Genomic DNA, 23414 nt, shown 5'->3' with positions numbered 1-23414 from the left:
CTGCTGCTTCAGGGGATTTTGGCGTTAAAGGCGGCCGGGCGACGCTGATTTGCGAGTAAGCCCCCGATTGTAGCCCGGACTGGGTGTGTTATTTGGCCTGCAGGGCTGCTCCGCTAGCATGCAGGCAGATCGCGGCAGCTGCCGCGACGTTGAGCGACTCCTCGCCGCCTGGCTGGGCGATGCGGATATGGTGCGTGGCGCGCGCCTCGAGCGCGGGCGACACGCCCTGCCCTTCATGGCCCATCAGCCAGGCGCAGGGATGCGGCAGCTCAGCCTTGTGAAGCCACTCGCCGTGATGCGAGCTGGTCGCCACCAACGGCACTTTCAGGCCGTCGAGCACGTCGGCATCCACGCCTTCGATCAGCCGCAGGCCAAAATGCGCACCCATGCCTGCACGCAGCACCTTCGGCGCCCACAGGGCCGCCGTACCCTTGAGCGCGATCACCTGGGTGAAGCCGAAAGCGGCTGCGCTGCGAAGGATGGAGCCGGCGTTGCCGGCGTCCTGCAGACGGTCGAGCACCACGCTGGGCGCATCGGGGATCAGCTCCGGCCGCGCTGGCAGGTCGAGCACGAAGCCCATCGGCGCAGGCGACTCCAGGCCGCTGGCGCCGCGCAGTAGATCGTCGCTGACTACTACGGTTTTAATAGCACTACTTACCCATTCGGCAGGGGCTGTAGGCCAGAAAGACTCCGAAAACACCGCAATCGCCGGCTTCACGCCGCGCGCCAGCGCCGCCCGGCACAGATGGTCACCTTCGAGCCAGATGCGGCGCAGCTTGCGATAGGCGCCCGGGTCCTGGGCCAGTTTGCGCAGGTCCTTGAGGAGTGGGTTGTCGCGCGAACTGATGAGGCTCGCGCCGGGATCGATGGTCATGAGAGTCAGGGCGCAGCGCGCAGGTCGAGGTGCACGGTCTCGACCGTTGCCGCGAACACCGTGGGCGCGGCAGACTCAGTCTCGACGACCTGCGCGGTACCCGCTGCCGTCCGAGCCAGCGCGGCGGCAACCGGGCTGAACGACCTGCGGTGATGCACACAGGCGCCGTGGCGCTGCAGCGCTTCCAGGTGCTCCGGCGTGCCGTAGCCCTTGTGGCCGGCAAAGCCGTAGTTCGGAAATTCGACGTGCAATTGCTCGCAGAGACGGTCGCGATGGACCTTGGCCAGGATGGACGCAGCCGAAATCGCCTTGACCAGCGCATCGCCCTTGACCACGGCTTCGGCCAGCACGTCCAGCGTGGGCAGGCGGTTGCCGTCGACCAGCACCTTGGCCGGCTTCAGGCGCAAGCCCTCGACCGCGCGCCGCATCGCAAGCATCGTGGCCTGCAGGATGTTGTGCGTATCGATTTCCTCGACGCTCGCCTGGGCGATGGAGCAGCAAAGGGCCTTGGCCAGGATCTGGTCGTGCAGGCGCTCGCGCTGCAAAGGTGTGAGGGTCTTGGAATCGGCCAGTCCGCGGATCGGCCGGGTGTCGTCGAGGATCACCGCCGCGGCCACCACGGGGCCCGCTAGCGGCCCGCGACCGGCCTCGTCCACGCCTGCGAGCAGGCCCGGCGCGTCCCACACCAAACGGGCTTGCTCAGCTTTCAAGAACTTTCTGGATCGCATCGGCGCAAAGTGTCGGCGTATCGCGCTGCAATTGCACGTGCAGCTCGGAAAATCTTTGTTGCAGGGCCCGCGTCTTTTCGGGCTCGTCGAGCCAGGCGAGCGTGGCCTGGGCCAGCGCCTCGGGCGTGGCGGCTTCCTGCAGCAGTTCGGGCACCACGAACTCGCGGCACAGGATGTTGGGCAAGCCGACCCACGGTTGCAACTGCTTGCGCTGCATCAGGCGCCACGAGAGCGCGTTCATGTTGTAGGCGATGACCATCGGCCGCTTGAACAGCGCCGCCTCGAGCGTGGCGGTGCCGCTGGCGATCAGCGTGGCGTCGCAGGCGGCCAGTGCGGCGTGCGACTGGCCGTCGAGCAGCTTCACCCGGCCCGTCATGCCGGTGGCCTGGAGCAAGGCCTCGACCTCGGAGCGCAGCCCCGGAAGGATGGGCGCCACGAACTGGAGCGCCGGCCGGGCCTTCTGCATCAGCGCGGCGGCGGCGAAGAATCGGTCCGCCAGGTAGCGTATCTCGGAGCGGCGGCTGCCCGGCAACAAGGCGACGACCTGAGCGTCGGACGCCAACCCGATCGCGGTGCGGGCCGCGGCGCGGTCGGGCGTCATCGGGATCACGTTGGCAATCGGATGCCCCACGTAGCTCGCGGCAACACCCTGCTTTTCGAGCAGTTCGGGCTCGAACGGGAAGATGCACAGCACATGGTCGGCCGCAGCCCGGACCTTCTCGATGCGCTTCGGCCGCCAGGCCCAGATCGAAGGGCAGATGAAATGCACGGTCTTGATGCCCTGGCTGCGCAGCCCGGCTTCGAGATCGAGATTGAAATCGGGCGCATCGACGCCGATGAACAGCTCGGGCCGTTCGCTCAGCAAACGGGTCTTCAGCCGGCGGCGGATGCCGGCGATCTCGGCATAGTGCCGCAGCACCTCGACGTAGCCGCGCACCGCGAGCTTTTCTTGCGGCCACCAGCTCTGGAAGCCGTGGGCCAGCATGCGGGGGCCGCCGATGCCGACGGTCTGGAGATCCGGCCAACGGGCCTGGAGGCCATCGAGCAGCAAACCCGCGAGCAGATCGCCGGAGGCTTCGCCCGCGACCAGCGCGAAGCGTCGCTGTCCGTCCTTCTGCATCGCGGTCACGTCAGCGCGCGATGCCGCGCGTCGAGTTGGCGAGGAAGGACTCCATCAGCGCGACGTCACCTGCGGCTTCCGGCATTTCCGTCGCGAGCGCGGCAATGGCCATGCGCGCTTCTTCGAGCGTCTTGCCCTGGCGGTATAGCAGGCGATGCATCTGCTTCACCGCTGCAAGCCGCTGGGCAGAGAAGTCGCGCCGCCGCAGGCCGACGATGTTGAAGCCGCGCACTGCCAGTGGATTGCCGTCGACCAGCATGAAAGGCGGCACGTCCTGCGACACCGCGCTTGCGAAGCCGAGCATGGCATGCGCTCCCACCGAGACGAACTGGTGAATGCCGGTGAGCCCGCCGACCGTCACCCAGTCTGCGAGGTGAACGTGCCCGGCCAGCGTGGTGTTGTTGGCCAGCGTGGTGTGGTTGTCGACCTGGCAGTCATGCGCGATGTGCGTGTACGCCATGATCCAGTTGTCGTCGCCCACGCGCGTCACGCCGCCCGCCCCCGGCACGCCGAGATTGAACGTGCAGAACTCGCGAATGACGTTGCGGTCGCCGATAACGAGCTCGGTCGGTTCGCCCGCGTACTTCTTGTCCTGGGGAATGGCGCCGAGCGACGAGAACTGGAAGATCCTGTTGTCGCGCCCGATGGTCGTGCGCCCCTCGATCACGCAATGCGCGCCGATGGTAGTGCCCGCGCCCACCCGCACGTGCGGACCGATCACGGTATAGGGACCGACCGACACCGAGGCGTGGAGTTCGGCCTGGGGGTCGACGAGTGCGGTCGAATGAACCTGGGTCATGCCTTGTGGAAACGACTGCGGCCGGATCAGTTGATCTGGCGCATGGCGCACATCAGCGTCGCCTCGCAGGCGAGTTCGCTGCCCACCAGGGCCCGGCCCTTGAACTTGGAAATGCCGGCCTTCATGCGCTCGATCTCGACTTCGAGCGTCAACTGGTCACCGGGCTCCACGGGCCGCTTGAAGCGTGCGCCGTCGATGGCGGCAAAGTAATAGACGGTGTTGTCGTCCGGCACGATGTCGAGCGAGTGGAACGACAGCAGGGCCGCGGCCTGGGCCATGGCTTCGAGCATCAGCACGCCCGGCATCACCGGACGGTGCGGGAAATGGCCGTTGAAGAACGGCTCGTTCATTGTCACGTTCTTCAGCGCCGTGATGCGCTTGCCCTTTTCCATGTCCAGTACGCGGTCCACCAGCAGGAACGGGTAGCGGTGGGGCAGCAGCTTGAGGATTTGATGGATATCGAGCGCTATCGCTGGCTTTGTCATGATTTTCTGTTCCTGCATCGTCGTCATTTTTTCGAGGGAGCCTTCTCCAGCGCCTTCAGTCGTTCGCGCAGGCTGTGCAACTGCTTGAGCGTTGCCGCATTCTTTTCCCAGCTCGCATTGTCATCGATGGGAAACATGCCGGTGTATTGGCCGGCCTTGTGGATCGAACGGGTAACCACGGTTGCGGCGGACACGTGGACGCCGTCGGCCACCGTCAGATGGCCCAGCACGATGGCGCCGCCGCCGAAGGTGCAGTTGGCACCGATGGTGGCGCTGCCAGCCACGCCGACACAGCCCGCCATGGCGGTATTCTTGCCGACGCGCACGTTGTGGCCGATCTGGATCAGGTTGTCGAGCTTCACGCCGTCGTCGATCACTGTGTCGTCGAGCGCGCCGCGGTCGATGCAGGTGTTGGCGCCGATCTCGACGTCGTTGCCGATGCGCACCGCACCCAACTGTTCGATCTTGATCCAGCGCCCCTCGTGCGGCGCCAGGCCGAAGCCGTCGGCGCCGATGACCACGCCCGGGTGCAGCAGGCAGCGCTCGCCGATGGTGCAGTCTTCGCTGACCGTCACCCGGGACTTCAGCACAGTGCCCGCACCGATGCGCGCGCCCCGCTCCACCACGCACAGCGCGCCGATGCGCGCAGTGGCATCGACTTGCGCCTCAGCATGGATCACTGCGCTGGGATGGATGCGATCGGCTTCCGGACGCGCGTGGTGCGCCTTCCAGAGCTGTGTCAGGCGGGCAAAGTAGAAGTACGGATCGGGCGTGAGGATGAAAGCGCCACGCGCCGCAGCCGCCTCGCGCATGGCCGGCGACACGATCACGCAAGCGGCCTTCGAAGCCGCCAATTCCTGCTGGTATTTGGGATGGCTCAGGAAACTGAGCGCATCGGGCTGCGCATTCTGCAGCGGCGCCAACCGCTCGATGGACAGCGCCGCATCGCCATGAAGTTCGCCCCCAAGGGCGTCAACGATGGCTCCGAGCTGCAGTGACACGCCGGCTCCCGGCGTTACTTGCCGGCCGCAGGCGCAGAAGAGCTGACCGACGCGTTCAGCGCCTTGATCACCTTGTCGGTGATGTCGTGCTTCGGATTGATGTAGATCGCCTCCTGCAGGATGGCGTCGTACTTCTCGGCCTCGGCCACCTGCTTCACCACGCGGTTGGCGCGCTCGTAGACCTGCTGGAGCTCTTCATTCTTGCGCGAGTTCAGGTCTTCCTGGAACTCGCGCCGCTTGCGCTGAAAGTCGCGGTCCTGGTCAACCAGCCCGCGCTGGCGCGCTGCCCGCTGGCTTTCCGACAGGGTGGGTGCCTCGCGCTCGAACTTCTCCGAGGCCGCTTTCAGGGCGTCGCCCTGCGAAGTCAGATCCTTCTCGCGCTTCAGGAATTCGGCTTCGAGTTTTGCCTGGGCAGTCTTGGCCGGCTGCGCCTCGCGCAGCACGCGGTCCGGGTTCACGAAACCGATGCGAAAGGTTTCCTGCGCCTGGGCGGGCACCGCAGCGAACGCGAGAGCGGGAATCAACAACACGCCTGCCGCGGCGCGAATCAAATGCTTCATTTAGAAAGACGTTCCGATCTGGAATTGGAGGCGCTGAATTCTATCCTTCGGGATGTAGCCGGGCGTCAGCGGGACCCCTACTTCCTTCTGGGACTTGATGGGGAAGGCGTAGGCGAGGCGCAGCGGGCCCAGCGGCGAGATCCAGCTGATGCCCAGGCCGACGGAAGCGCGCAGCTTCTTCTCGGCCTTCCATTGCTCGTCGGTCAGTCCGGCGGCACGCGAGCCGAACACATTGCCGACGTCGAAGAAGCCGTACAGGCGCAGCGTGCGGTCGTTGCCGGCCCCCGGGAACGGCGTGCTCAGCTCCGCGTTGAAGATGGCCTTCTTGGTGCCGCCCAAAGCAGCACCTTCGCTCTGGCCCAACAGCGGCACGTCGCGTGGACCCAGCGAGTTTTGCTCGAAGCCGCGAATGGAGCCGAGACCACCCGCGTAGAAGTTCTTGAAGATCGGATAGACCTTGCCGCCCAGCGCCTTGGCATAGCCGACTTCGCCGTTGATCGAGAAGGTGTACTGCTTGTTGATCGCGAAGAACTGCTGGTACTGGTAGTTCGTCTTGACGTATTTCATGTCGCCCGCCACCCCCAGTTCGAGGTTGGCACGCTGCAGCCGCCCGGTGGTCGGAATCAGCGCGCTGTCGCGGTTGTCCCGGCCCCAGCCTACGCTCAGCGGCACGCCCCAGACGCTGTCCTGCGAGCAGCCCGTAACGAGCCAGCCGGCCGGTGTCGGCGGCAGCAGCGGACCGTTGCTCACAGGGCTCGTGTTGAGATGGCACTGGAAGTAGTCGAGGTAGGAACGCGGCGTGGTCAAGCCCGCGAGTGCCGTCGTCTTGTTCGGATCGAACGCATACCGCTCCAGGCCGATGCCGAAGAAGACCGTATCGACCTCGCTGAACGGAACACCAAAGCGGATGGAAGCGCCCTGGTTGACCAGCTTGTAGTCGCCGTCGATGGTCGTCGAATACGGCCGTGTCGTCGTGTGATACACGCTGATCGTGCGCGAGATGCCGTCAGGCGTGAAGTACGGGTCGGTCGTCGTCAGCGACAACGTGCGGTTGTACTTGCTGGTGTTGACCTGCACGCCCAGGAAGTTGCCCGAGCCGAACACGTTTTCCTGCGAAATACCGAAGGTCAGTGCGACCTTCTCGGCGCTTGAGTAGCCGGCGCCGAGCTGCAGGCTGCCAGTGGGCTTTTCGGCCACGTTGACTGTCAGGTCCACCTGATCAGGCGAGCCGGGCACTTCCTGCGTATCGACATTCACCTCGGTGAAGAACCCCAGGCGGTCCACGCGGTCGCGCGAGAGCTTGATCTTGTCGCCGTCGTACCAGGAGGCCTCGTACTGGCGGAACTCGCGGCGAATGACTTCGTCGCGGGTCTTGTTGTTGCCGCCCACCGACACGCGCCGCACGTACACACGGCGCGAAGGTTCGGCCTGCAGCGTGAGCGCGACCCGGTTGTTGACACGGTCGATCTCGGGGCGCGCCTGCACGCGTGCGAACGCGTAGCCGAAGGTGCCGAAATAGTCGTTGAAGGCCTTGGTGGTCTCGGTGACCTGCTCGCCGTTGTAGGGCTCGCCCGGCTTGATGGTAATGAGCGACTTGAACTCCTCGTCGCGGCCGAGATAGTTGCCGTCGAGCTTGACGCTCGACACCACGAACTTCTCGCCTTCGGTGATGTTCACGGTCACCGTCAGGTCCTTGCGGTCCGGCGAGATGGCGACCTGGGTCGAGTCGATGCGGAACTCCAGATAGCCGCGCGTGATGTAGTACGAGCGCAGGGTTTCGAGGTCGGCATTGAGCTTGGCACGCGAGTACTGGTTCGACTTGGTGTACCAGCTCATGAAGCCGCCGCTGTCCTGGTCGAACAGGCTCAGCAGCGTCGATTCGCTGAAGGCCTTGTTGCCCACCACGTGCACTTCGCGGATGCGGGCCGAATCGCCTTCGGTCACGGTGAAGGTCAGGTTGACGCGGTTGCGCTCGATGGGCGTGACGGTGGTCACGACCTGCGCGTTGTAGAGGCTCTTGCTCACGTACTGGCGCTTGAGTTCCTGCTCGGCACGGTCAGCCAGCGCCTTGTCGTAGGGACGGCCATCAGCCAGACCGACTTCGCGCAGCGCCTTCTGCAGAGCCGCCTTGTCGAACTCCTTCGCACCAACGAAATCGACGTCTGCAATGGTCGGACGTTCTTCGACGATCACCACCAGCACGTTGCCGTTCACGTCGATGCGCACATCCTTGAACAACCCCAGATCGAACAGCGCGCGAATGGCGGCTGAGCCGCGCTCGTCGCTGTAGGTATCGCCCACGCGCAGCGGCAGCGATGCGAAGATCGTGCCGGCTTCGACGCGTTGCAGGCCTTCGACGCGAATGTCGCGCACCGTGAAAGGCTCGACGGCCCAAGCTGCCGTGGCGGCGAGCGCACTGGCGACCACCGCGGCAACGCTACGCAGGCGAAAGCGACTGAAGTTTTTGTTCATCTGTGAATTGAACCGGCACGGAAAGGGCCGGCTGAAAGTTAACCAAAGAGCCGCGTGACGTCGTTGAAGAGTGCGACCGACATCATGACCAGCAGCAGGGCCACACCCCCGCGCTGAAGCCGTTCCATCCAGGCGTCGGAGACGCTCTTGCCGGTCAGGCCCTCCCAAAGATAATACATCAGGTGTCCACCATCGAGGACCGGCAGCGGCATGAGATTGAGGACCCCGAGGCTCACGCTGATGAGCGCCAGGAAGATCAGATACTGAGTGAAGCCGAGGCTTGCGGACTTGCCCGCGTAGTCGGCGATCGTGAGCGGACCGCTCAGGTTCTTGAGCGAAACCTCGCCGATGACCATCTTGCCCATCATGCGCACGGTCAGCGCGGAGACCTCCCAGGTGCGCACCACGCCGCGCCAGACACCGTCGATCGGCCCCTGGCGCACCGTCACCATTTCGGGCGGTGCACCGACGTACGCGCCGATGCGACCGACCTTGTTGCTGCCCTCTTCCCGCACCTCGGGTTTCACGTCGATCGTGAGCGACCTGCCACCGCGCTCGACCTGCCAGGCCTGCGTGCGCGGCTCGCCGCCATCGACCGACGCCCGGATCGCTTCACGCAGCTGCTGCCCGTCGACGATGGCCGTGCCGCCGATGGCACGCACCACGTCGCCGTTGCGAAGACCGGCACTCTCGGCCGCGCCACCTGCCATGACTTCACCGATCTCGGGCCTGGTCAGAGGTGCCAGCACGCCGATCTTGCGGAACATTTGAGGATCAGCGTCCTTGGCCTCCATGCGGCTCAGCGGCAGCACCAGTTGCCGCGCCGGCCGGCCGCCCTCGCCCGCCACTTCGAGCGTCAGGTCGTGTCCGTCCAGCGCGCCGCGCGTCATGCGCCATCGCAGGTCCTCGAAGGACTGCACCGGCGAAAGGTCGCCATCGAAGCCCGCCCGGGTGATCTGTTCGCCACCGCGCAGGCCCGCTGCCTCGGCCAGAGAAGCCGCCACCGGCCGCGCAAGCCTGGCGACCGGCTCCTGCACGCCGATCCAGTTGACCGCGGTGTAAAGCACGACGGCCAGCAGCAGATTGGCAATAGGCCCCGCCGCAACGATGGCCGCTCGCGAACGCAGCGGCTGGGTGTTGAAGGCGCGATGACGCTCTTCGGGCGCAACCGGCCCTTCGCGCTCGTCGAGCATCTTGACGTAGCCGCCCAATGGAAAGGCGCCGATGACGAATTCGGTCTGCTGTCCCGGATGCTGGCGCTTCGGTTGCCAGCGAAACAGCGCCTTGCCGAATCCGACGGAGAAGCGCTCGACCTTGACGCCACAGGCAACGGCCACGCGGTAGTGCCCGTATTCGTGCACCGCGATCAGGACACCGAGCGCGACCACGAAGGCTATGACTGTGAGCAGCATCGGGATCCTTGGTCTCTTGAGGGGGTACGTCAGGCTGCGAAGCGCAGCGCAGCGGCATTGGCCGCCGCACGGGCGCTGGCATCGATCGCCAGCAGGTCGGCCAGCGATGCCGGCTTGGAGGGAGAGACTGCTTCCAAAGTTTCCATGTTGACCGCATGAATGCAATCGAACCGAAGGCGGCGGCTCAGGAAAGCTTCCACCGCAACCTCGTTGGCAGCGTTGAGCACCGCCGTCGTGCCCGGTGCGGCCCGCAGCGCGTGCCATGCCAAGCCCAGCCCTGGAAAGAGCGCCGCATCGGGTGCATCGAAGGTCAGCGAGGCCATCTGGCGGAAGTCGAGCCGCGCGGCGCCGCTCTCGATGCGTTCGGGCCAGGCCAGACCCACCGCGATCGGCACCCGCATGTCGGGTGTACCGAGCTGTGCGATGACCGATGCATCGGTGAACTGCACCATCGAGTGCACCACGCTCTGCGGATGGATGACGACCTCGATCTGCTCGGGCGAGACGCCGAACAGGTGACGCGCCTCGATCACCTCGAGCGCCTTGTTCATCATGGTGGCCGAGTCGACCGAAATCTTGCGGCCCATGACCCAGTTCGGATGGGCACAGGCCTGCTCGGGCGTTACCGTGCCCAGGGTTTCCGGAGCACGCGTACGGAACGGACCGCCCGAGGCGGTCAGGATGATCTTGTCGATGCGCCGTGCCCAGGTGGATGGATCTTCGGGCAGCGACTGGAAGATGGCCGAATGCTCGCTGTCGATAGGCAGCAGCGTGGCGCCGCCCTCGCGCACGGTACGCATGAAGAGCTCGCCGCCGACGACCAGCGCCTCCTTGTTGGCCAGCAGCAGGCGCTTGCCGGCGCGCGCGGCGGCCAGGCACGGGCCCAGGCCCGCGGCACCGACGATGGCGGCCATGACGGCATCCGTTTCGTCGTGGGACGCTATCGTTTCGAGAGCATCGCCACCCATCAGGACAACCGTCTTCAGGCTGTTCTGCTTCAGCTTTTCAGCCAGCATCGCGGCATGCGGCGCGCTGGCCATCACCGCGAACCGCGGCAAGAACTGGGCGCACTGCGCCAGCAACTCGTCGACCTTGGTGGCAGCCGAAAGCGCGAACACCTCAAAGCGCTCGGGGTGGCGCGAAATGACGTCGAGCGTGCTTACGCCGACCGAGCCGGTCGAGCCGAGCACCGTGACGCGTTGTCTTCTGAGTGAGTTCACAGGAAAGCCAGCATCATGGCAATGGGAAGCGCCGGCAAGAGGGCATCCACGCGGTCGAGAACACCACCGTGGCCGGGCAACAGCCGGCTGCTGTCCTTGGCGCCGGCACTGCGCTTGATGAGAGATTCGACGAGGTCGCCCACGACGCTCATGGCCGAGAGGAACAACGCGGCGAGCAGCAGGAGCCACCAGCCACGCTCGTTGAGACGGGTGTAGAGGCTGGCCACGGCGGCGCCGGTTGCCTTGTCGGCCCAGGCCCAGGCAAAGGCCAGTACCACCACGCCGATCATGCCGCCCCAGACACCTTCCCAGCTCTTGCCGGGACTGATCGCGGGCGCGAGCTTGTTGCGCGTGAACCTGAGGCCGAAGGCACGGCCGGCGAAATAGGCGAACACGTCGGCCACCCATACCAGCACCAGGATCGACAGCAGGAAGTTGATGCCGATCATGCGCGCCTGCACCGCGGCAAGCCACGCCACCCAGAGCGCAAGCAGGCCGCCGACCAGCCGCAGCCCACGCGGAATGCGGGGCCAGCCCGGCACCGCCACGCGCAGCAGGGCCGCACCGCCCAGCACCCAGGCTGCGCTGGCCAGGGTCCACACCAGCACCAGCGGCCGCTCCAGCAACCCCAGCCACCAGGACAACGCACACAGCACCACCATCTCGAAGCCGAGGAATACCGACAGCCGCTGGCCGTATCCGTTCAGGCGCCCCCATTCCCAAGCGGCCGCGCCGATCAAGACCAGCATGACGCAGGCAAAAGGAATGTAGTTTCGGTAGAACAGCGCCGGCAGCAGGATCGCGAGCAGCACGATCGCCGTGAGGATGCGTTGTTTGAGCATGCGTGAGGTTGTGGGGTCTTCAGGCCGCAGCCGTCGAAACCTGTGCCGAGGTCTGGCCGAAGCGGCGCTCGCGGCCCTGGAACGCGGCAATCGCCTCGTCCAGCGCGGCCTCGTCGAATTCGGGCCACAGCTTGTCGCTGAAGAAGAGCTCGGCGTAGGCACTCTGCCAGAGCAGGAAATTGGACAACCGCTGCTCGCCGCCCGTTCGGATGAACAGGTCGGGGTCGGGCACGTGGGCCAGGGCCATGGCGCGGTCGAGGCTGATCTCGGTGATCGCTTCGCCCTGCGCCACCAATCTGGCGGCGGCCTGCGCGATGTCCCAGCGGCCGCCGTAGTTGAAGCAGACGTTGAGCACCATGCGCGTGTTGTGTGCCGTGGCAACCTCGGCGTCGACCAGGCCCTTCACCATCTTCGGCGACAGGCCGCCCCGCTCGCCGACGAAATGCAGCCGCACACCGTCGCTGCTGAGCTTGGGCACCTCGCGGGCGAGCGCCCCGACCATCAGCTCCATAAGCCCGGAGACTTCCTCGACGGGCCGATTCCAGTTCTCGGAGGAGAACGCAAACACCGTGAGCACGCCCACGCCGCGATCGGCGCAGGCCTTGACACAGCGCCGCAGCGCTTCGACGCCCTGTTTGTGCCCCGCGACGCGAGGCAGGAAACGTCGCGTCGCCCAACGGCCGTTGCCGTCCATGACGATGGCAACGTGGTGGGGAATGCGCGGCGCTGACGAGGCCATGGCGAGCCTCAAACGGCCATGATCTCCGCTTCCTTGGCCGCGACCAGGCGGTCGATTTCCGCGATGTGGCGGTCGGTAACCTTCTGGATCTCGGCTTCGGCACGCTTCTGGTCGTCTTCGGAGGCCAGCTTGTCCTTGACCAGCTTCTTGACCGACTCGTTCGCGTCACGGCGCAGGTTGCGCGTGGCGATCTTGGCGGTTTCGCCTTCGTTGCGGACCAGCTTGGTCATTTCCTTGCGGCGCTCTTCGCTCATGGCGGGCAGCGGCACGCGGATCAGGTCGCCCATCGAGGCGGGATTCAGGCCCAGGTCGCTTTCGCGGATGGCCTTCTCGATCTTGGCGCCCATGCCCTTTTCCCAGGGCTGGACGCTGATGGTGCGCGAGTCGAGCACCGACACGTTGGCCACCTGGCTCAGCGGCACCTGCGAACCGTAGTACTCGACGTGGATCGAGTCGAGCAGCGCCGAATTGGCGCGGCCCGTTCGGATCTTGGTGAGGTTGTTCTGGAATGCGGCGAGCGACTGATTCATCTTCGCGTCGGTCGCACTGCGGATGTCTGCAATGGTCATCTCAAATACTCCTAGGCATGCACCAGCGTGCCCTCGTCCTCGCCCATCACGACGCGCTTGAGCGCACCGTTCTTGAGGATCGAGAACACCTTGATCGGCAGCTTCTGGTCGCGGCACAGCGCGAAGGCCGTGGCGTCCATGATGCCGAGATTTTTTGCGATCGCCTCGTCGAAAGTCAGCGTGGCGTAGCGCGTTGCATCGGGGTTGGTCTTGGGGTCGGCGGTATAGACGCCGTCGACCTTGGTCGCCTTGAGCACGAGCTCGGCGCCGATCTCGGCGCCGCGCAGCGCGGCGGCCGTATCGGTGGTGAAGAACGGATTGCCCGTGCCGGCCGCGAACACCACGACCTTGCCCTCTTCGAGGTACTGCAGGGCCTTGGGGCGCACATAGGGCTCGACCACCTGCTCGATGGCAATGGCGGACATCACGCGGGCTACGAGCCCCTGCTTGTCCATTGCGTCGGCCAGCGCCAGCGAGTTCATCACGGTGGCCAGCATGCCCATGTAGTCGGCCGTGGCGCGGTCCATGCCGACCGAGCCACCCGCGACGCCGCGGAAGATGTTGCCGCCCCCGATCACGACCGCCACCTGGACGCCCATGTTCACGACCTCGGCCACTTCCTGCACCATGCGCACGATGGTGGCGCGGTTGATGCCGAAGGCGTCATCGCCCATCAATGCCTCTCCCGACAGCTTCAACAAGATTCGCTTGTGGGCTGGGCGGGCATCAGACATGGGCAATTTCCTTTGATTTGGCGGGGACGAGTGTAAAACGTGGCGATGAAAAAGCGACGGCACGCGTGGCGCACCGTCGCTGGAGCCCGAAAGGCTTAGGCAGCGGCCTTGGCTGCTGCGACCTGCGCGGCAACTTCCGCAGCGAAGTCGTCAACTTTCTTCTCAATGCCTTCGCCGACCACGTACAAGGTAAAGCCCTTGATCGAGGTGTCGGCGGCCTTGAGCATCTGCTCGACGGTCTGCTTGTCGTTCTTCACGAACGGCTGGTTGTGCAGCGAGACTTCCTTCAGGTACTTCTGCACGCCGCCTTCGATGCGCTTGGCAACGATGTCGTCGGGCTGCGGCTTCTTGCCTTCGGCCTCGGCCACCTTGCGGTCTTCGGCAGCCTTGCCGGCAGCCACAGCGCGCTCTTTTTCGATCAGCTCGACAGGCACGTCCGACGCCTGGATGGCGACCGGCTTCATGGCGGCAATGTGCATCGCCACGTCCTTGGCCGACGTATCGTCGCCCTCGAACTCGACCATCACGCCGATGCGCGTGCCGTGCAGGTACGAAGCCAGCTTGCCGTTGCCGGCAAAGTGCTTGAAGCGGCGAAAGCTCATGTTCTCGCCGATCTTGCCAATCAGGCCCTTGCGCACATCCTCGAGCGTCGGGCCGAAGCCGTCCTGCTCGTAAGGCAGCGCGCCCAGCGCAGCGATGTCGGCCGGGTTGTTCTTGGCGACCAGCATCGCGGCAGCGTTGGCCATGGCCAGGAAGCTGTCGTTCTTGGTGACGAAGTCGGTTTCGCAGTTGATTTCGATCATGCCGCCGGCAGCGCCATCGACGAATGCCGTGACCACGCCTTCGGCAGTGATGCGGCCCGATGCCTTGCCAGCCTTGTTGCCGAGCTTGATGCGCAGCAGCTCTTCGGCCTTTTCCATGTTGCCGTCGGCCTCGGTCAGGGCCTTCTTGCATTCCATCATCGGCGCGTCGGTCTTTGCGCGCAGTTCGCCGACCATGCTTGCGGTGATTGCAGCCATTGTTGTATCTCCGTAAATCCAAAAATCAGGTTAAAAAAAAGGGGCACCAAAGCCCCTTCTTCAGGCTCGCGAGCGCGCCAATCAGGCCGAAGCGCCCTCTTCGACTTCGACGAATTCGTCGCTGCCTTCGGCGATGGCCTTGACCACGTCACCGGTGGCGCTGTTGCGGCCTTCGATGATCGCGTCGGCGATGCCGCGGGCGTACAGCGTGACAGCCTTCGACGAGTCGTCGTTGCCAGGGATCACATAGTCGATGCCTTCGGGCGAGTGGTTGGAGTCCACCACGCCGATCAGCGGAATGCCGAGCTTCTTGGCTTCGGCCACGGCGATCTTGTGGAAGCCCACATCGATCACGAAGATGGCGTCGGGCAGCGCGGTCATGTCCTGGATGCCGCCGATGTCCTTTTCGAGCTTCTCGATTTCGCGCGAGAAGGTCAGTTGCTCCTTCTTGCTCAGCGAGTCGAGACCGGCTTCCTGCTGGGCCTTCATGTCCTTCAGGCGCTTGATCGAGGTCTTGACCGTCTTGAAGTTGGTCAGCATGCCGCCGAGCCAGCGGGTGTCGACGAAAGGCACGCCGGCGCGGCGAGCCTCGGCAGCCACGATTTCACGGGCCTGGCGCTTCGTGCCGACCATCAGGATCGTGCCGCGGTTGGCGGTGAGCTGCTTGGCGTACTTCATCGCGTCCTGGAACATCGGGAGCGACTTTTCCAGGTTGATGATGTGGATCTTGTTGCGATGGCCGAAGATGAACGGGGCCATCTTGGGGTTCCAGAAGCGGGTTTGGTGACCGAAATGGACACCTGCTTCCAGCATTTCGCGCATGGTGGTAGACATTGAAATTACTCCAAAGGTTGGGTCTAAAATCCAGCCCGTTTTGTGCTCTTTTGAACGGAGTCACAACACCTTGATTGGGCCGGTTTGCGGATGTGTCTGGCTGGATGCAACGAAAGCCGTCGCTTTGCCAGCGAAACCCAAAGAGTATAGCACGGCCGCCGCCCCTTCTCCCTCGAAACCGAGCCGCCTCACGGCATCCGCAGCCTCCATGAACGACCTTCACGCCACTCGCTTTACCCTTCTGGCAGGTGGCTCCGACGCCCGCACCGAAATGGAGCGCGCCATCGGCATCGCCCTGTCCCCGGCCTGCGCGCACGTCTTCACCCGCACCATGTTCGACGAGGCCCGCCAGACTGCCGCCGCGTCGACCCCCGATAGCCGCCTTTCCGGACTGGCCTTCACCGCGAAGGACCTGTTCGATGTCGAAGGCCAGCCAACGCCCGCCGGCTCCGCAGTGCTGGCCCATGCGCCCGCTGCCAAGGCCGACGCCCTTGCCGTGGCGCGGCTGCGCGCCGCAGGCGGCGTGCTGACCGGCCGCACCAACATGACGGAGTTCGCCTTCTCGGGCGTCGGCGTCAATCCGCACCACGGCACGCCGGCCAACGCGTGCGACGCCGCCACGCCCCGCATCCCGGGCGGCTCGTCGTCCGGCGCGGCAGTGTCGGTGGCCAGCGGCGCTGCGTTCATCGGGCTGGGCTCCGACACCGGCGGCTCGATCCGCATCCCGGCGGCGCTGAACGGCATCGTCGGCTTCAAGAACACGGCCCGACGGACACCTGCGGAAGGCGCACTGCCGCTCTCGACCACCCTGGACACGGTTTGCGCCATGACGCGGTCGGTGCGCGACGCCATCACGGTGCACGAAATCCTCGCCGCGCGGCGCGTGACCGCCGGCAACGCCCCGCTGGCCACCTACAGGCTGGCGGTAGTGAAGAACGTGTTCTTCGACAGTATCGAACCCGCCGTGGCCGCCGCTTTCGAGCGCTCGCTGAAGACGTTGCGGGCCGCCGGCGCCCGCATCATCGAGATCGAACTGCCCGAACTGGCCGAGTTGACCACCATCAACGCCACCGGCGGCTTCTCGGCAGCCGAGTCTTACGCCTGGCACCGCCTGCTGCTGGAGCGCAGCGGCGCAGGCTACGATCCGCGCGTGGTCCAGCGCATCCTGCGCGGTGCCACGATGAAGGCGCACGAATACATCGACCTGATGCATGCCCGCCGCGACTGGATCGCCCGCGTCGAAACCGCACTCGCCCCGTTCGACGCCGTCCTGTCGCCGACCGTGCCGATCACCGCGCCGTCCATCTCCAGCGTGGCGCCGGGCGCCGAGCGCGACGACGAATTCTTCCGCGTCAATACACTGCTGCTGCGCAATCCATCGATCGTCAACATGCTCGACGGCTGCGCCATCTCGCTGCCCTGCCACGTCGACGGCGAACTGCCGGTCGGCCTGATGCTGTGGCACGCCGCGCTGCACGACGACGCCGTGCTCGCAGTTGCGCTCCAGGCCGAGCGCTCGCTGCAAAAATAACAACCGACGCTGCCCAACTCACGGGCGCCAACCATCTCTCTTATCCAGAAAATTCAATGAAAATCGCGATCGTGGGCGCCGGCATCGTCGGCGTCACCACCGCCTGGGAACTGGTTTCCGACGGCCATGAAGTGACCGTGTTCGAGCGCAGGGGCGCCGCCGCAGAAGAAGCCAGCTTCGCCAACGCCGGCGTGGTCGCTCCCGGGTACGTCACGCCATGGGCCGCCCCCGGCATGCGCGGCAAGGTGCTGCGTTCGCTGCTGTCCTCGCACGGCGCCGTCAAGCTGCGATGGCCGCTGGCTTCGCGCGACATAGGATGGCTGTCGCGCTGGCAAAAGGCCTGCAAGCTCGAAACCTACCTCGCCAATCGCGCACGCATGCAGCGCCTGGCCTTCTACAGCCGCAACCGCCTGCACGAAGTGACCGAGGCGCGCGAGCTCAGCTACGAACGCAGCGACGGCTACCTGGTGCTGCTGCGTTCCAAGCGCGAAAAGAAGCTGGTGCAGCCCGGGCTCGACGTACTGCGCGCGGCCGGCAGCGTTTTCAAGGAAATCGATGCAGACGAGGCCCGGCTGATCGAGCCGGCCCTCAACCCCGAGGCCCCGCTGGCGGGCGCCATCCACCTGCCCGACGATGAAGTGGCCAACTGCCGGCAGTTCGCACTGCTCCTCAAGTGGGAGGCCGAGTCGCTCGGCGCCCAGTTTCACTTCAACTGCGACATTGCCCCCCTGAGCCGCGCGGCGCCCACTTCGCTGTCTTTGGCGAGCGGCTCGGACCCGGTGCGCTACGACGCGGTCGTGATGTGCGCCGGCCTGGCGTCGGCGTCGCTGCTGCGGCCGCTGGGGCTGCGCATCCCGATGGCGCCGGTCTACGGCCATTCGATCAGTGCGCCGATCCGCGAACCGCTCAATGCACCGCGCAGCGCGGTGATGGACGAGCGCTACAAGGTTGCCATCTCCCGTCTGGGCCAGCGCGTGCGCGTGGCTGGCGGAGCCGAGATCGGCGGCTCGCTCGACACGATGAATCCGGCTGCCGTGCAGACGCTCTACAAGGTGCTGCACGACTGGTTCCCGGGCGCGGCCACGCTGCAGTCCGGCGTACAGCAATGGAAAGGCGCGCGGCCGATGCTGCCCGACGGCCCGCCCGTGCTGGGCGCAAGCGGCATCCCCGGCGTGTGGCTCAATCTCGGCCACGGCTCGAGCGGCTGGGCGCTGTCATGCGGCAGCGCGCGCGTGCTGGGCGACCTGATCGCCGGACAAGACCCTGGCGTCGACCTCGAAGGCCTGGGCGTCGAACGGCTCAGTCTTTAGGACCCCACCGGCGCAGGCGCTCGGCGCTGGCCGGCTGCTCGACGGGCAACGCGGGCTCCGGCGGCGGCCGGAGTTTCTGCGCAGTCCATCCCAGCAAACCGGGGCCGACCAGCACAAAGAAGCCCAGGCACAGCGCATCAGCGCTCAGCAGCGCGAGGCGCGCCAGACCGGAAACGGTTTCGGACGGCACGTCAAACCAGCGGACCACGCTGATGCCGAAGCCGACATTGGCGGCCCATGCCAGGTCCCGCAAAGCCACCCATCGCTTCAAATCGGCCAGCAGAAAGACGCCCCACACGCAGCACAGCAGGCCCAGGACCCATCCCAGCCCTGCAATCCACGACATCGTCGCAGCCACGAAGAAGACGAGCGCCGCGCAAAGCAGGACGAGCACCCAGCCGACGCTCTTGAGATTCATCCCCGGATGATAAGGAGACGACGCGACGGCACAATGCGCCGATGCAACGCATCACGTCCGCCACCATTGCCGAGCTGTTCGACATCGCCGCCACGCGCCGCATCGAACAGGCTGCGGCGGCCGCCCTGCCCGCGCACGCGCTGATGCAGCGTGCCGGCCTCGCAGTCGCACGGCTGGCAATGGCGATCGCGCCGCATGCACGGACGATCTGGGTGGCCTGCGGGCCAGGCAACAACGGCGGCGATGGCTTCGAGGCCGCTGCGCAGTTGCGGCACAGGGGCTTCTTTCCGGTCGTCACCTTCCTGGGGGATGAAAGCCGCTTGCCGCCGGACGCCAAGGCATCGCTGCAGCGCGCCCGCGACGCAGGCGTGACATTCGCATCGACACCGCCTTCGGCCTATGAACTGGTCATCGACGCGCTGCTCGGCATTGGATCGACTCGGCCACCCGAAGGCACGATGGCCGAATGGCTGGCGAATATGCATGCAAGTGCCCGGCCGGTGCTCAGCGTCGACGTGCCATCGGGCCTGAATGCCGACACGGGCACGCTAACCCACGGCATCGAACCTACCCAGACATCGACGCGCAGCTGCGTCACCTTCCTCACGCTGAAGCCCGGCCTGTTCACCGCCCAGGGCCGCGATGCGGCAGGCGCCGTGTGGTTCGACGATCTGGGTTGCGGCGCATTCAAGGATCAACCCGCGGCCCGGATCGCCGGGGCGCCCGAAGCTCGGCGGCGCGCACATGCGTCGCACAAGGGCAGTTTTGGCGATGTCGCGGTGATCGGTGGCGCGCTCGGCATGGCAGGAGCCGCGCTGCTGGCCGGGTCGGCGGCTTTGCACAGCGGTGCGGGGCGCGTATTCGTCGGGCTGCTCGATCCGAGCGCGGCCCCCGTCGACATCGCGCAACCCGAACTGATGCTGCGCGACGCCCGAACGCTCGACCTGTCAGGCATGACAGCAGTGTGCGGATGCGGCGGCGCAAAGGCCGTGGTCGAACTGCTGCCGCGCGCGCTCTCGACGGCGGCCGCACTGGTACTCGATGCCGACGCGCTCAATGCCATCGCGGCCGATGGCGCGCTGCAAGCCCAATTGGTATTGCGAGGAAAAGGCGGAGCACCCACCGTGATCACGCCGCATCCGCTGGAGGCGGCGCGCCTGCTGAGCTGCCCGGTCGGCGAGGTCCAGGCCGACAGGCTGGCCGCGGCCCGCCAACTCGCCGCGCGCTTCGGTGTCGTGACAGTGCTCAAGGGTTCAGGCACTGTGGTTGCCGATGCCCGCGGCGCACCACCCATCATCAACCTGACCGGCAATGCGCGCCTCGCGACGGCCGGCACCGGCGACGTGCTGGCCGGCATGATCGGCGCGGCACTGGCCATGCGCCAGCCAGCCTTCGAGGCGGCGCACGAAGCCGTCTGGCAGCACGGCCACATCGCCGATACCTGGCCGGCCGATGCCGCCCCGCTCACGGCCGGCACGCTGGCCCGCCGTGCGTCCGCCTGACGGCGCTTAGCCGCGCCCGACGAAGGGCATCTTCGTCGCCATGATGGTGTGGAACAGCACGTTGGCTTCCAGCGGCAGGTTTGCCATGTAGAGCACCGACTGGCCCACGATCTTGACGTCAATCAGCGGCTCGATCGCAAGTTCGCCGTTGGCTTGCGGCACGCCCTTGGCCATGCGTGCGGCCAGTTCGGTCATGGCATTGCCGACGTCGACCTGCCCCACCGCGATGTCGTACTTGCGGCCATCGAGCGACGCAGTTTTCGTCAGCCCTTCGACCGCATGCTTGGTCGCCGTATAGGCAGCCGAGTTCGGCCGCGGCGCGGTGGCCGAGATGGAGCCGTTGTTGATGATGCGGCCCCCCTGCGGCGTTTGCGCCTTCATCGTGCGGAACGCCTGCTGGATGCAGAAGAACATGCCCGTCAGGTTGATGTCGACAACACCCTGCCACTGCGCGGGCGTCCAGTCCTCGAACGGGCCCGGCGGGTTGCCCACGCCGGCGTTGTTGAACAGCAGGTCGACACGGCCGAAGCGCTCGACCGTGGCCGCGAACAGGGCTTGCACCGAGTCCGCATTGGCCACGTCGGTCGGCACCGCGAAGGCGCGCGCGCCGGCACCCGATTCTTGCGCCACCTGTTCCAGCGGCTCCAGGCGGCGCCCCGCCAGCGCCACGCTCCAGCCGTCGCCCAACAGCGCCAGTGCGGCTGCGCGGCCGATGCCGGAGCCCGCCCCCGTGACGATGGCGATGCGGCCCTTGTTGTCTTCAGCGCTCATGCTGTGTGTCTCTTTCTCTTCTTGGGTTGGTCGATGGTTCGTGCGGCCTGGGCTTCATCGGCGCGGCTTGCGCCCCTTCATCTTGTTGGCGGCCTTCTTGACCGCCGACTTGAAGGCCTGCATTGCCGACTGCGGTCCTGCCGCAGGCGAGGAACCGCGCTCCGCGCGCGGCTCGGCGTTGCCGGCTTCAGCCTTGTGGCGCGTGCTGCGCTTGGCCGAGGCCTTGACCGGCACGCCCGATGCCACGCCCTTGTCCTTCATGGCACGGGTCGCCAGTTCTTCGCCTTCGCGCACGAGGCGGAAGTCGATCTTGCGGCCGTCGAGGTCGACGCGGCTCACCTGCACCCGCACCCGCGTGCCGATGGCGTAGCGGATACCGGTGCGCTCGCCGCGCAATTCCTGGCGCATCTCGTCGAACTTGAAGTACTCGCCGCCAAGCTCGGTGATGTGCACCAGGCCCTCGACGTACATCGCATCGAGCGTGACGAAGATGCCGAAAGTCGTGGCGGCCGTGACCACACCGCCGTATTCCTCGCCGAGGTGCTCGCGCATGTACTTGCACTTGAGCCACGCCTCGACGTCACGGCTGGCTTCGTCGGCTCGGCGCTCGTTGGCGCTGCAATGCAGGCCCGCGGCCTCCCATGCGAGCACTTCCTTGCTTGGCGCCACAGTGGCCTTCTGCGGCTTGTTGGTCGGCGCCTTCACGCGCGACGCAAGCCGCTTGGCCAGTTTGGCGTGCGCTTCGCCGGGCGTGGGTAGCATCGGCAGCTGGTAGCGCGTCTTGCCGAGGATCGCCTTGATCACACGATGCACCAGCAAATCCGGATAGCGCCGGATCGGGCTCGTGAAATGCGTGTAAGCCTCGTAGGCCAGGCCGAAGTGGCCGCTGTTGATCGGCGTATAGATCGCCTGCTGCATCGAGCGCAGCAGCATGGTGTGGATCTGCTGCGCATCGGGGCGCTCTTTCGTGGCCTCGGCAATCGCCTGGAACTCGCCCGGCCTGGGGTCGTCGGTGATGCTCAGGCCCACGCCCATCGCCTTCAGGTAGCCACGCAGGATTTCCTTCTTCTCGGGCGTCGGGCCTTCGTGCACGCGGTACAGGCCCGGGTGCTTGCCTTCGGCGATGAAGTCGGCGCTGCAGACGTTGGCCGCGAGCATCGCTTCCTCGATCAGGCGGTGCGCTTCGTTGCGCGTGCGCGGAACGATCTTTTCGATGCGCCCGGCGTCGTCGCAGATGATCTGCGTCTCGGTGGTTTCGAAGTCGACCGCGCCGCGCTTGCCGCGTTGCTTGAGCAGCGCCTTGTAGACATCGGCGAGGTTCAGCAGATCCTTGACGCGGTCCTTGCGCTTGGCAGCTTCGGGGCCGCGTGTGTTGCCGAGGATGGCCGCCACTTCGGTGTACGTGAAGCGCGCATGGCTGAACATCACGGCCGGATAGAACTGGTAAGCGTAGATCTCGCCGTCTGCGGCCACGAGCATGTCGCACACCATGCACAGGCGCTCGACCTCGGGGTTCAGCGAGCACAGGCCGTTCGACAACTTCTCGGGCAGCATCGGAATGACGCGGCGCGGGAAGTAGACGCTGGTGGCGCGGTCGTAGGCGTCGATGTCGATGCCCGAACCCGTCTGCACGTAGGCGCTGACGTCGGCGATCGCAACCAGCAAGCGCCAGCCCTTGCCACGGCCCACCTTCGCAGGCTCGCAGTACACGGCGTCGTCGAAGTCGCGCGCGTCTTCACCGTCGATGGTGACGAGCGGAATGTCGGTGAGGTCCACGCGCCCCTTCTTGTCGGCGGGACGAACCCTCTCTGGCAGCGCCTTGGCCTCGGCCAGGCACTCTGCGGAAAATTCATGCGGCACGCCGTACTTGCGCACGGCGATCTCGATCTCCATGCCGGGGTCGTCGATCTCGCCCAGCACTTCCTTCACGCGGCCCACCGGCTGGCCGAACAACGCCGGCGGCTCGGTGAGTTGCACGACCACCACCTGCCCCACCTTTGCGGGACCGGTGGCGCCCTTGGGAATCAGGACGTCCTGTCCGTAGCGCTTGTCTTCCGGCGCAACAAGCCAGATGCCGCCTTCGTGCAGCAGGCGGCCGATGATGGGCTGCTCGGGACGCTCGACGATCTCCACCACGCGCCCCTCGGGACGGCCGCGGCGGTCCTGGCGCACAACGCGCGCCTTGACGCGGTCCTTGTGCAGCACCGCGCGCATCTCGTTCGGGGGCAGGTAGATGTCTGCCTCGCCGTCATCGCGCTGAACGAAGCCATGCCCGTCACGATGCCCTTGAACGGTTCCTTCGAATTCATCCAGCAAGCCGCTGGAAGTGACATTATTTTTGATATGATCTCCTTCTTTCCTGAAATTCAAAACATAACTGCTTCGGCAGTTCTGTGGGCCCAGATGGCGGAATTGGTAGACGCACTAGTTTCAGGTACTAGCGAGTAACATCGTGGAGGTTCGAGTCCTCTTCT

22 protein-coding genes are annotated in these 23414 nt (G+C 65.9%); 3 read left to right on the top strand and 19 right to left on the bottom strand.

Annotation, left to right across the window (positions count from 1 at the left end; genetic code table 11):
- Nucleotides 1-88 precede the first annotated feature (88 nt).
- The 16 genes from ACCD11_RS24415 to rpsB all read right to left on the bottom strand — a co-directional run bounded on the left by ACCD11_RS24415 (nt 89) and on the right by rpsB (nt 15408).
- Nucleotides 89-874 (bottom strand): TrmH family RNA methyltransferase, encoded by a 786-nt coding sequence (locus ACCD11_RS24415; RefSeq protein ID WP_413315783.1) that lies wholly within the window; start codon nt 872-874, stop codon nt 89-91.
- 5 nt (nt 875-879) lie between these two features.
- Nucleotides 880-1602, bottom strand: a complete 723-nt coding sequence (gene rnhB / locus ACCD11_RS24410) for a ribonuclease HII (protein ID WP_413315782.1) — start codon at nt 1600-1602, stop codon at nt 880-882.
- The gene (gene lpxB, locus ACCD11_RS24405) at nt 1574-2722 is read right to left on the bottom strand and encodes a lipid-A-disaccharide synthase (RefSeq protein WP_413315781.1); all 1149 of its coding nucleotides are present in this window, start codon (nt 2720-2722) and stop codon (nt 1574-1576) included. The genes rnhB and lpxB overlap by 29 nt, the downstream gene beginning before the upstream one ends.
- Before the next feature lie 10 nt (nt 2723-2732).
- Nucleotides 2733-3521, bottom strand: a complete 789-nt coding sequence (gene lpxA, locus ACCD11_RS24400) for an acyl-ACP--UDP-N-acetylglucosamine O-acyltransferase (RefSeq protein ID WP_413315780.1) — start codon at nt 3519-3521, stop codon at nt 2733-2735.
- Nucleotides 3522-3547: 26 nt separating this feature from the next.
- Nucleotides 3548-4006: a 3-hydroxyacyl-ACP dehydratase FabZ gene (gene fabZ / locus ACCD11_RS24395; RefSeq protein ID WP_007836981.1), complete on the bottom strand. Its 459-nt coding sequence runs from the start codon at nt 4004-4006 to the stop codon at nt 3548-3550.
- A 23-nt stretch (nt 4007-4029) separates the two neighbouring features.
- Nucleotides 4030-5007, bottom strand: coding sequence for a UDP-3-O-(3-hydroxymyristoyl)glucosamine N-acyltransferase (gene lpxD / locus ACCD11_RS24390; RefSeq protein ID WP_007836982.1), 978 nt, complete (start codon nt 5005-5007; stop codon nt 4030-4032).
- Nucleotides 5008-5021: 14 nt separating this feature from the next.
- Nucleotides 5022-5567: an OmpH family outer membrane protein gene (locus ACCD11_RS24385; protein WP_007836983.1), complete on the bottom strand. Its 546-nt coding sequence runs from the start codon at nt 5565-5567 to the stop codon at nt 5022-5024.
- Nucleotides 5568-8039, bottom strand: coding sequence for an outer membrane protein assembly factor BamA (gene bamA / locus ACCD11_RS24380; protein ID WP_007836984.1), 2472 nt, complete (start codon nt 8037-8039; stop codon nt 5568-5570).
- Nucleotides 8040-8077: 38 nt separating this feature from the next.
- Nucleotides 8078-9451, bottom strand: a complete 1374-nt coding sequence (rseP, locus tag ACCD11_RS24375) for an RIP metalloprotease RseP (protein ID WP_413315779.1) — start codon at nt 9449-9451, stop codon at nt 8078-8080.
- Between the two features lie 29 nt (nt 9452-9480).
- A complete protein-coding gene (gene ispC / locus ACCD11_RS24370; protein WP_413315778.1) occupies nt 9481-10671 on the bottom strand; it encodes a 1-deoxy-D-xylulose-5-phosphate reductoisomerase in 1191 nt (396 codons plus the stop codon).
- Nucleotides 10668-11513, bottom strand: a complete 846-nt coding sequence (locus tag ACCD11_RS24365) for a phosphatidate cytidylyltransferase (RefSeq protein WP_413315777.1) — start codon at nt 11511-11513, stop codon at nt 10668-10670. Before ACCD11_RS24365 ends, ispC begins: the two co-directional genes overlap by 4 nt.
- Before the next feature lie 19 nt (nt 11514-11532).
- Nucleotides 11533-12252, bottom strand: coding sequence for a polyprenyl diphosphate synthase (gene uppS / locus ACCD11_RS24360; protein WP_007836990.1), 720 nt, complete (start codon nt 12250-12252; stop codon nt 11533-11535).
- 8 nt (nt 12253-12260) lie between these two features.
- Nucleotides 12261-12821: a ribosome recycling factor gene (frr, locus tag ACCD11_RS24355; RefSeq protein ID WP_007836991.1), complete on the bottom strand. Its 561-nt coding sequence runs from the start codon at nt 12819-12821 to the stop codon at nt 12261-12263.
- A gap of 11 nt (nt 12822-12832) precedes the next feature.
- On the bottom strand, nt 12833-13555 hold the full coding sequence (pyrH, locus tag ACCD11_RS24350) for a UMP kinase (protein ID WP_007836993.1): 723 nt from the start codon (nt 13553-13555) through the stop codon (nt 12833-12835).
- A 95-nt stretch (nt 13556-13650) separates the two neighbouring features.
- On the bottom strand, nt 13651-14574 hold the full coding sequence (tsf, locus tag ACCD11_RS24345; protein ID WP_007836995.1) for a translation elongation factor Ts: 924 nt from the start codon (nt 14572-14574) through the stop codon (nt 13651-13653).
- An 81-nt stretch (nt 14575-14655) separates the two neighbouring features.
- Nucleotides 14656-15408, bottom strand: a complete 753-nt coding sequence (rpsB, locus tag ACCD11_RS24340; protein WP_007836997.1) for a 30S ribosomal protein S2 — start codon at nt 15406-15408, stop codon at nt 14656-14658.
- A gap of 208 nt (nt 15409-15616) precedes the next feature.
- On the opposite strand from rpsB, the gene ACCD11_RS24335 reads away from it, so the two are divergent.
- Both ACCD11_RS24335 and ACCD11_RS24330 read left to right on the top strand, forming a co-directional pair.
- Nucleotides 15617-16939, top strand: a complete 1323-nt coding sequence (locus ACCD11_RS24335; RefSeq protein WP_413315776.1) for an amidase — start codon at nt 15617-15619, stop codon at nt 16937-16939.
- Between the two features lie 56 nt (nt 16940-16995).
- Entirely contained in the window at nt 16996-18249 is a 1254-nt protein-coding gene (locus ACCD11_RS24330) for a D-amino acid dehydrogenase (RefSeq protein ID WP_413315775.1), read from the top strand.
- On the opposite strand, the gene ACCD11_RS24325 is transcribed toward ACCD11_RS24330, so the two are convergent.
- Entirely contained in the window at nt 18239-18667 is a 429-nt protein-coding gene (locus ACCD11_RS24325; protein WP_413315774.1) for a hypothetical protein, read from the bottom strand. The two genes, ACCD11_RS24330 and ACCD11_RS24325, sit on opposite strands and share 11 nt — an antisense overlap.
- A 41-nt stretch (nt 18668-18708) precedes the next feature.
- Between ACCD11_RS24325 and ACCD11_RS24320 the strand changes: the two genes are divergently transcribed.
- Nucleotides 18709-20169 (top strand): NAD(P)H-hydrate dehydratase, encoded by a 1461-nt coding sequence (locus tag ACCD11_RS24320; RefSeq protein ID WP_413315773.1) that lies wholly within the window; start codon nt 18709-18711, stop codon nt 20167-20169.
- Between the two features lie 6 nt (nt 20170-20175).
- Here ACCD11_RS24320 and ACCD11_RS24315 read toward each other — a convergent pair whose 3' ends face one another.
- A complete protein-coding gene (locus ACCD11_RS24315) occupies nt 20176-20940 on the bottom strand; it encodes an SDR family oxidoreductase (protein ID WP_007837002.1) in 765 nt (254 codons plus the stop codon).
- Between the two features lie 54 nt (nt 20941-20994).
- Nucleotides 20995-23256 carry a ribonuclease R gene (gene rnr / locus ACCD11_RS24310; protein WP_413315772.1) on the bottom strand — a complete coding sequence of 754 codons (2262 nt, stop codon included), beginning with the start codon at nt 23254-23256 and terminating at the stop codon, nt 20995-20997.
- Nucleotides 23257-23414: the final 158 nt, after the last annotated feature.

Origin of the sequence: Variovorax sp. Varisp36, from assembly GCF_047304235.1 — a bacterium.
In the GTDB taxonomy this organism is placed as follows: domain Bacteria; phylum Pseudomonadota; class Gammaproteobacteria; order Burkholderiales; family Burkholderiaceae_C; genus Variovorax.
Note: the sequence above shows the minus strand (reverse complement) of the source record. Positions and strands in the feature narration are given on the sequence as shown.